The organism is Vibrio sp. 10N.222.48.A3, assembly GCF_041475345.1.
GTDB classification, from domain to species: domain Bacteria; phylum Pseudomonadota; class Gammaproteobacteria; order Enterobacterales; family Vibrionaceae; genus Vibrio; species Vibrio tasmaniensis_A.
On sequence record NZ_JBFRVX010000391.1, the window covers coordinates 1 to 8,400 of the forward strand.

8 protein-coding genes and 1 pseudogene are annotated in these 8,400 nt (G+C 44.6%); 7 read left to right on the plus strand and 2 right to left on the minus strand.

Features of this window, described 5'->3' with window-relative positions; genetic code table 11:
• On the minus strand, positions 1 to 156 hold a 156-nt coding region (locus tag AB4653_RS12105; RefSeq protein WP_372104261.1), incomplete at its 3' end, for an SgrR family transcriptional regulator.
• 603 nt (positions 157 to 759) lie between these two features.
• Here AB4653_RS12105 and rimK point away from each other — a divergent pair.
• Together rimK and AB4653_RS12115 are read left to right on the plus strand one after the other, a co-directional pair.
• Positions 760 to 1,665, plus strand: a complete 906-nt coding sequence (rimK, locus tag AB4653_RS12110) for a 30S ribosomal protein S6--L-glutamate ligase (RefSeq protein WP_012601042.1) — start codon at positions 760 to 762, stop codon at positions 1,663 to 1,665.
• A gap of 32 nt (positions 1,666 to 1,697) precedes the next feature.
• Complete coding sequence (locus AB4653_RS12115; protein WP_004733090.1) at positions 1,698 to 2,126, plus strand: RimK/LysX family protein; 429 nt, start codon at positions 1,698 to 1,700, stop codon at positions 2,124 to 2,126.
• Positions 2,127 to 2,201: 75 nt separating this feature from the next.
• On the opposite strand, the gene AB4653_RS12120 is transcribed toward AB4653_RS12115, so the two are convergent.
• Positions 2,202 to 2,990: an MBL fold metallo-hydrolase gene (locus AB4653_RS12120; RefSeq protein WP_009846309.1), complete on the minus strand. Its 789-nt coding sequence runs from the start codon at positions 2,988 to 2,990 to the stop codon at positions 2,202 to 2,204.
• A gap of 354 nt (positions 2,991 to 3,344) precedes the next feature.
• Between AB4653_RS12120 and AB4653_RS12125 the strand changes: the two genes are divergently transcribed.
• From AB4653_RS12125 to AB4653_RS12145, 5 genes and pseudogenes are all read left to right on the plus strand, one after another.
• Positions 3,345 to 4,376: an L-dopachrome tautomerase-related protein gene (locus AB4653_RS12125; RefSeq protein ID WP_102258197.1), complete on the plus strand. Its 1,032-nt coding sequence runs from the start codon at positions 3,345 to 3,347 to the stop codon at positions 4,374 to 4,376.
• A gap of 170 nt (positions 4,377 to 4,546) precedes the next feature.
• Positions 4,547 to 5,149, plus strand: a complete 603-nt coding sequence (locus tag AB4653_RS12130; RefSeq protein WP_009846307.1) for a 2OG-Fe(II) oxygenase — start codon at positions 4,547 to 4,549, stop codon at positions 5,147 to 5,149.
• 287 nt (positions 5,150 to 5,436) lie between these two features.
• Positions 5,437 to 6,729: an extracellular solute-binding protein gene (locus AB4653_RS12135; RefSeq protein ID WP_009846306.1), complete on the plus strand. Its 1,293-nt coding sequence runs from the start codon at positions 5,437 to 5,439 to the stop codon at positions 6,727 to 6,729.
• A 240-nt stretch (positions 6,730 to 6,969) separates the two neighbouring features.
• Entirely contained in the window at positions 6,970 to 7,851 is an 882-nt protein-coding gene (locus AB4653_RS12140; protein ID WP_009846305.1) for an ABC transporter permease subunit, read from the plus strand.
• Positions 7,852 to 7,889: 38 nt separating this feature from the next.
• Positions 7,890 to 8,400, plus strand: a pseudogene (locus tag AB4653_RS12145) (glycerol-3-phosphate ABC transporter permease); the annotation flags it as partial.

Here is an 8,400-nt window from a genome sequence, read left to right on the forward strand (position 1 = left end):
CCATTCAGCCTGATGCATCTTGCCTAACAAGGTTCGTGCATGGCGCAAGCTGGTGAACAGCTTGTCTGCCACCTCAGTTAAGGTAACCGAATGTGAGAGGTTAGGTTCGAACGAATCCAGCCTTGTGTAGTAACGCATCATGTTTAGATCAGACAAATAATGAACCTTTTTAGAAACAACCCTTCCTGATTAAGCTCATTATAAAACACATCAGCCCAAAAGTAGCGCTAAAAGACAAAAACAGGAACAACCTAGTAAAAACCCATCTGTTTATTACTTCCTATTAAGTGACCATAATTAATGGGTCAACAAGGAACTTTGAGTTCCCACCAAAGCCTAATACAAGAGAAGTAATCATCATGAGAAAATACTATCTTAATAAGCTTAAAAGCACCGGTAGCAAGCTCGAAAGAGAAGCACTACGAACACTTATAGAGCTATGTAACTGGCGTTATTAGTACACTTTTAAGCACCGAGTTAACGCGAGTTGAGTACAACCTAATATGCTCCTACCCCCAATATGAGTTAGGTCTCAACTCGCTTTTCCATTCAAAACGCCCTCTAAACCCTGCTGTACCAATCACTCACACATACGATAAATTTCTGTTGTCGACTCGACAAATTTAATTCGTTTTCTTAGTTAAACGAAAAGCCTTAAGGTTCGCCCCGAAGCAAGCAAGGAGCCTCAGAAAAACTGAAAGCTCAGCTAACAACTAATTTATTTGCAGTTACCAATCAGGTATTAACTAAGGAAACGCCATGCGTATCGCAATTCTTTCTCGCAACGAAAATCTATACTCTACTTCTCGCTTAAAAGCGGCAGGAGAAGCTCGTGGTCACCAGGTCGATGTTATCGACACGCTGCACTGTGATATAGATATCGCGAGTAACAATCCGAAGATTCGCTACATGGGTGAAGAGCTACCTCAATACGATGCTGTTATTCCACGTATTGGCGCTTCCATTACCTTTTACGGCACTGCGGTTGTTCGCCAATTCGAAATGATGGGCACTTTTTGTATCAATGAGTCAGTAGCAATCAGTCGTTCTCGCGACAAACTGCGCTCACTACAATTGTTGTCTCGTAAAGGTATTGGCTTACCAAAAACAGGTTTCGCTAGCCGCCCAGACAAAATTCAAGACTTGATCAAAAACGTAGGTGGTGCGCCACTGGTTATCAAGCTTCTTGAAGGTACTCAAGGTATCGGCGTTGTTCTAGCAGAAACAAACAAAGCAGCTGAAAGCGTTATCGAAGCATTCATGGGCCTAAAAGCGAACATCTTGGTTCAAGAGTTCATTGAAGAAGCTAACGGCGCAGACATTCGTTGTTTTGTTGTGGGTAACAAGGTTATTGCAGCAATGAAACGCCAAGCTGGTGAGGGTGAATTCCGCTCTAACCTGCACCGTGGCGGTACAGCTCAACTGGTTAAACTAACCAAAGAAGAGCGCGCTACAGCGATCAATGCGGCTAAAATCATGGGTTTAAACCTATGTGGCGTCGATATTCTACAATCTAAGAATGGCCCTGTTGTAATGGAAGTGAACTCTTCTCCAGGCCTAGAAGGTATCGAGAAATCAACAGGCAAAGATGTGGCAGACATGATTTTCGAGTTCATTGAAAAAAATGCAAAACCAAACGCTAACCGTACTCGTGGCAAAGGCTGATTAAACGCCGTTTACTCATGATTGGAAAAAACATGAACAATAAAATGATCATAGGGAATACAGAAGCACTTTGCTTACCAGAGTTAGGGATAACTGGACTACATACACGTGTTGATACAGGGGCTCAAACCTCTTCTCTACACGTAGACAATCTACTATGTGTAAAAACAGATGGTGAAAACTTCGTTGAGTTCGATCTTCACCCAGACGTTTACCACCTAGAAGAGACAGTACGCTGCAAGGCGAAACTGAAAACGAGTAAAAGAATCAAATCATCGAACGGCGAAGTTGAACACCGTTGTGTGATTGAAACCATGCTAAAAATTGGTGGTCAGGAGTGGCCTATCGATATCACACTAAGCAACCGTCAAGATATGACTTATATGATGCTGCTTGGTCGTCAAGGCATGAGTGACAAAGTGATTGTTGACCCAGCGGGTGAATTTCTAATTTCTCACTAATTGAACTGCTCCACAGCTCAAATAGTGAGTCAACAACGCGCAATAATAAAGGCCAGTCTTTAAGACTGGCCTTTATTATTTATGGCGATTTTTTTTATCTTTAAACCCAAATCGCCAAACAGATTTAACCAAACCTTTGAGTTTGATTTTGGTCACTCGCCAATGTGTCACTGGCCTTCTTGGCGCACTCATCAACAGGTGTTCAAACGCTTGCTCACTCAAATTCACTTGTCCCCCATGCGCCACCAGCAAGGTGTCGAGCTGCATGTCATAGATACGAGATACCGACGCTCGATACTTATTGGGATGAAAGATAGGAAACGGAGGAATCAGTTTCTTCTTAACCTCGACCATCAAGTCCGCCACATAAGCAACGCTGTGTGATGGGCAATAGACAGAGAGATCTCTGTCGGTATGGCCCGGCGTTTCCAGAACCAACCAATCATCAAAGCCAGGAATGCTATCACCATCCGACAGCTTGTAGTCCGGCTTCAACTTTCTTGAATACCATAGGTTTGCTTTGGGCTTGCCCAATCGGTTCGCCATCCACCGTGCTAATGCCAAATCGGTCAAATGCATCAATATGCCATCGATGCCGTGGTACCAATCCTTATCTCGATTTGCTGCAACCAAATTACAATTCGTGAGCTTTCTGAGTTTGTGCGCTGCCCCTGCGTGGTCTGGATGCATGTGCGTAACAACCACTGTGTGTAGGTCGCTAAATTCACGGCCAAGATCATCTTCAATGAAAACTTTAAGATGCGGGATGTCGGCTCGGCACGCACCATCAAGTAACAACAACCTGTCAGGGTACTCTACGAGATACATGTCTTGGATATAGCCTTTAATGGTATGGAGTTGCAAAACCGTATTCCTATTCGTTATTCCTGCCGTTCAGAACAAATTAACAGTTCAGCAACAAGTGGTCTAACCAGAATATAGCAAAGATCAACGAAGTGTGGTTTTGTGAGTTCAAAATTACTAACACTGATAACAAAAAAATGAACCTGTTACTCGAAAAAGGTAATCACAACATTACAACCCCTTCATCATTATGATTTTTAAGAACTAAATTCAATTTAACTGATTATCAATACGCATTGATATGAATAGGTTAAAGCTAATTATCAAATTTCTTTTGAAAGTGTAACAAATACAAGGCTGTTGATGATTGTTAACCCATTGGTAACATTTGCGTAAATTATCAAGGGAAAGAAAATGAAAAAATCAATAATCTACACCGTACTAGCGAGCGCAATTTTGTCTACTTATGCACATGCAGAGGCAAAGTTCACTCCAAAACAAGCTACCGTGGTCGCGACCATGACTGAACGCCCAGGTAACCCTTCGGTTACACCAGATGGGCGTTTATTGTTAAGCGTTCATCCGCTCGATCATCCAACGACTAAAGTCATCGAGTTAAGCGTGGCTGGAAATCAAACGCCATACCCGACGATGAAATATGCACAAGGTGAAAACTCTCAATTTAAGGCTGTCATTGCCATTCGTACCGATGATAACGGAGTCGCGTGGATTCTCGATCTGGCAACTCATACCATAACGGGCTGGGATACTCGCAATGAAGCATTAGTAAAAACGATAAAAATACCCGCCTCTGTTCTAAAACCGACAAGCTTCCTACAAGACTTTGCTCTAGACCAAAAAAGACAACGTATTATCATTGCTGATATGACCCAGAACGATCTAAAAAGTGAAGCCATTCCAGCCTTTGTAACGGTTGACCTAAAGACGGGAGAAGCGGTTCGAGTGGCAGAAAACCACCCATCTATGAAGGCCGACAGTAAAACTGGGTTTGCGTTAAACCCAATCACGATCGATCCATCTTACGAATGGGTCTATTTCGGAGCTGTCAACGGACGCACTATTTATCGAGTGAAAGCGAGTGAGTTCGATAACGATGGAAAGACTGTCGCAGACAATATTAAAAGATACGCAGACAAACCTTATTCAGATGGTATTACTGTAGACAGTGCTCAGAACGTTTATGTTACGGATATTGAGAACAATGCAATTGGTGTGTCCACACCAAAAGGGTACCGAATTATTGCGACGCTGTCAGAGAACCAAACTTGGCCTGATGGCATGTCATTTGGTCCTGATGGCTATGTTTATGTAACTGTCAATCAGCTGAACCGAACCGCAGCTTTAAATAACGGCAAAGATACTGGCATCAGACCATTCGAAGTCGTAAAAATCAAAGCACTGGCGACAGGAACGACCGGCCGATAATCAAACGGAAGTGAGCCTTTTATACTGGCTCACTTTCCTTTCTGAAGAGCCCCTTCCCTATTTCTACGAGTAAACGAAAGACATTTATCGTAACGACAAAACATGTGATTTGGTGACCTCAGTTATTCGGACTATATATGCGCCTCTAATTTATTGTCTGAGTGCTATACATGAACCAATTGATCGATGCTCTTTCTACCCAAGGTTACTTTGTTTGGGATGACTTCTTAACTCACGAAGAAGTGGTGGCATTGAGGGATTGCATTCCAGAGAACTGGAAAAAGGCTAGGATCGGCCGTAACGATGACGTAGCACGAGAAGCAACGATTCGTAGTGACAAAATTCAGTGGGTACGCCGTGATATGGGCGAACCAGCCTCTCTGTTCCTAGACAAAATGGAACAAATTCGTTTAGAGGCAAACCAAGCGTTCTTTTTAGGTCTGTTCGAATACGAAGCGCACTTTGCAAAATATGAAAAAGGTGACTTTTACCAGAAGCACTTAGACTGCTTCAAAGGCAACGAAAACCGCCGCCTGACCACAGTATTCTACATGAATGACGAATGGTCTGAGGAAGACGCAGGGGAGCTCGTGGTTTACGATTTAAAAGACAACCACATCGCGACCATTCCACCAAAGGGTGGTCGACTGTTGGTATTCTTGTCTGAACAATTCCCACACGAGGTTCTGCCGACAAACACAGAGCGATTCAGTATCGCGGGTTGGTTTCGCATTAACGGTGTGAAAGACAACCAATTGGACATCGCGCACTAAATCTGTATCCACATCGAACCTTCTTCTAAGCCTCTCCATCGAGAGGCTTTTTTATTGAACAACAGTTGTCCAATAAAACGCCTTAAAAACCGAACATGTTCAACATCAAAACCATCAATAACTTTTCTCTTAAATAAAATCGAAATGAATCTTTCACATCAGTGAAACGCTTTAGCCACGTAAGTGAAATATACCCTGTTCAAGATAGCTTCAAACGATACCCCTACCGTCTCGTTAATACTCAAATTCAATACCTCTATATCGATTTCATCCAAAAGGAAAAGAAGATGAATAAGCTAATTTTGGCAGGCGTTCTTTCTGCGACAGCAGCAATGCCGGCGTTCGCAACGACTCAAGTCACTTGGTGGCACGCAATGGGCGGCCAACTTGGAGAAACCGTCAATAAGATTGCGACTGACTTTAATGCGTCACAAGATGATTACAAGATCACGCCAATCTATAAAGGTTCATACACAGAGACCTTAACAGCGGGTATCGCAGCATATCGAGCAGGCGAAGCTCCTAACATTCTACAAGTCTTCGATGCCGGTGCTGCAACCATCATGAACGCGAAAGGTGTCGCGAAACCGGTACAGGATATTCTGGTTGAATCGGGCTACAACTTTAATTCAAACGACTACCTAGCTGGCGTTCGTAACTTCTATGCCGACAACCAAGGCAAGATGGTTGGTATGCCTTTCAACAGTTCGACGCCGGTTCTTTACTACAACAAAGACCTTCTCGCAGAAGTGGGAGCCGAAGCGCCTAAGACTTATGAAGAACTCGAAGTGGTTGCTAAGAAACTGAAGGCCGAAGGGCACATCGCGTTTTCTCAATCTCTGACGCCGTGGATCATGTTTGAAAACTTTAAGTCTCGCCACAATCTACCTGTCGCAGACCAAAACAATGGTTACGACGGCTTATCCACTAAGATCATGTTCAATACCAAAGACATGATGATGCATGTTAGCAAGATGAAAGAGTGGTCAGATCTAGGTTACTACAAATATTACGGCAGCGACTGGGACGCGAACCAAACACCTTTCGAGCGCCAAGAAGTGGCGATGTGGATGGGTTCTTCAGGCTCGTTCGGTGGCTTGCGTAACCGCGTACCTTTCGAGTTAGGCACAACTTACCTTCCATACTGGAAATCGGTCAACCCTGATGCTGGCTTAACCTTCATTGGTGGTGCAGCTCTGTTTGCACTCAATGGCCATGACCAGAAACAGGACAAAGGTGTTGCAGCGTTCTTTGATTACCTGACCAAACCTGAAACTCAGGTTTACTGGCACAAAACAACAGGCTATGTACCTGTAACAACTGCTGCCTATGAACTAGCGAAAAAGTCCGGCTACTACACAGAGCAGCCAGACGCAGAAGTGGGCGTTAAGCAACTAAGCCTCAAATCGGGCGAGTGGACTAAAGGCTACCGCCTAGGTTATTACCCGCAGATCCGTGAAGTGATGCACCGTGAGTTCGATAACATCTTCGCTGATCGCTCTAGCGTCGAGAGCAGCCTAGACAAGGTCGAAGATGAGAGCAGCAAACTACTAAAGCGCTTCGCTCGAACGATGAACTAGATCGATTAATGAAACGAAACTGTTCACAAGCTTAAGGCTTAGCGAATCAGAGCCGTTCATCACTCCTCACTACTTGTCACTGCGTCGCTAAAAAAACGCTATGGCAAGGCGTGAGGAGACTCTTCCCTAGCGCCATTTCTTGCTCCAACAACGATAACTCAACGGGATGCATGCCTGATACAGCGCTAGTGGTAACAGCCGCTCATAGTGGCCACTGTAATTATTTTTAGGGATTACCCTGTGGAACGACGTCAACAATTCTTTCACTCTCCGCTGCCTTACCTATTTTTGGCACCTCAGATACTCATCATTGCGGTTTTCTTTATCTACCCAGCAGCAAAGGCGGTTTACCTTTCATTTATGCTGGAAGACCCTTGGGGCACCTCATCTATATTCGTCTGGTTTGAGAATTACCAAATGCTATTCGAATCGAGCGAGTACCTGAACTCGATTGGCTTTACTTTGATGTTCGCAATTGTGGTCTCTTTCTTATCACTTGCCTTGGCTCTGCTGCTTGCCGTGAAAGCCGACAACATCATTCACGGACAAGGCGCTTACAAGGTCACTCTCACTTGGGTTTATGCGGTTGCCCCTGCGATTGCAGGTGTTATCGGTGCTTTCTTGTTTAACCCGCACATTGGCGTGTTCACAGAAATCTTTGCTGTTGTGGGTTGGGATTTTAGCTTCCAAACCGATCCCGTGGATGCCACGTTTGCTCTGATTTTGGTTTCCGTGTGGAAACAGGTTTCGGTGAATTTCATCTACTTCCTAGCGGGACTCCAATCGATCTCTTACGCCGTAAAAGAAGCGGCGATGCTGGATTGTGTCAGCGACTCAAAACGTTTCTGGACCATTACCTTCCCACTGCTCGCCCCGACTGGCTTCTTTCTACTGGTCATCAACCTCACCTACTCATTCTTTGAAACCTTTGGCGTGATAGACACCATGACCAATGGTGGCCCAGGTGGCGGTACAACTTCATTAGTGTACAAGGTGTATCGAGATGGTTTTGTTGGCGCAGATTTAGGCGGCAGTTCCGCCCAGTCTGTTGTGTTGTTACTACTGGTACTCACTCTCACATTTATCCAGTTTCGCGTTGTAGAAAAGCGCGTCCATTACTAGCCCCTCCCCGCTAGGATTTAACGCGACAGGAGTTATTTATGAAAAGTAATAAGGTCTCAGACCACCTAATTTTAATTGCAGGGATGCTGTTTATGTTGGTCCCTATCTGGCTAATCTTCGCTAGTTCTACGCATAACCCAAACACCATTGTCAGCGAAGGTCTGCAATGGCTACCGGGCGATAACTTTACGGCCATTTATAGCGAAGCTTGGAACAAAAGCATGGGCTTTAGTGGCGAAGTCACCGCCAGTAAAATGATCACCAACTCGATGATCATGGGGCTAGGTTTTGCGATCGGTAAGATCATCATTTCGATGATGGCCGCGTTTGCTTTGGTCTACTTTAGACTCCCTTACGCCACGGCGTGGTTTTGGCTGATCTTCGTGACGCTGCTACTGCCATTAGAGGTTCGTATTATCCCTTCCTATGAAGTTGTCGCTGGGCTTGGTGTTGATTCTGCCTTTGATCGCATCAGCCACCGCGACCTTCTTTTTCAGGCAATTTTTCAAAACCATCCCCGATGAATTGTTAGAAGCAGCTCAACTAGAT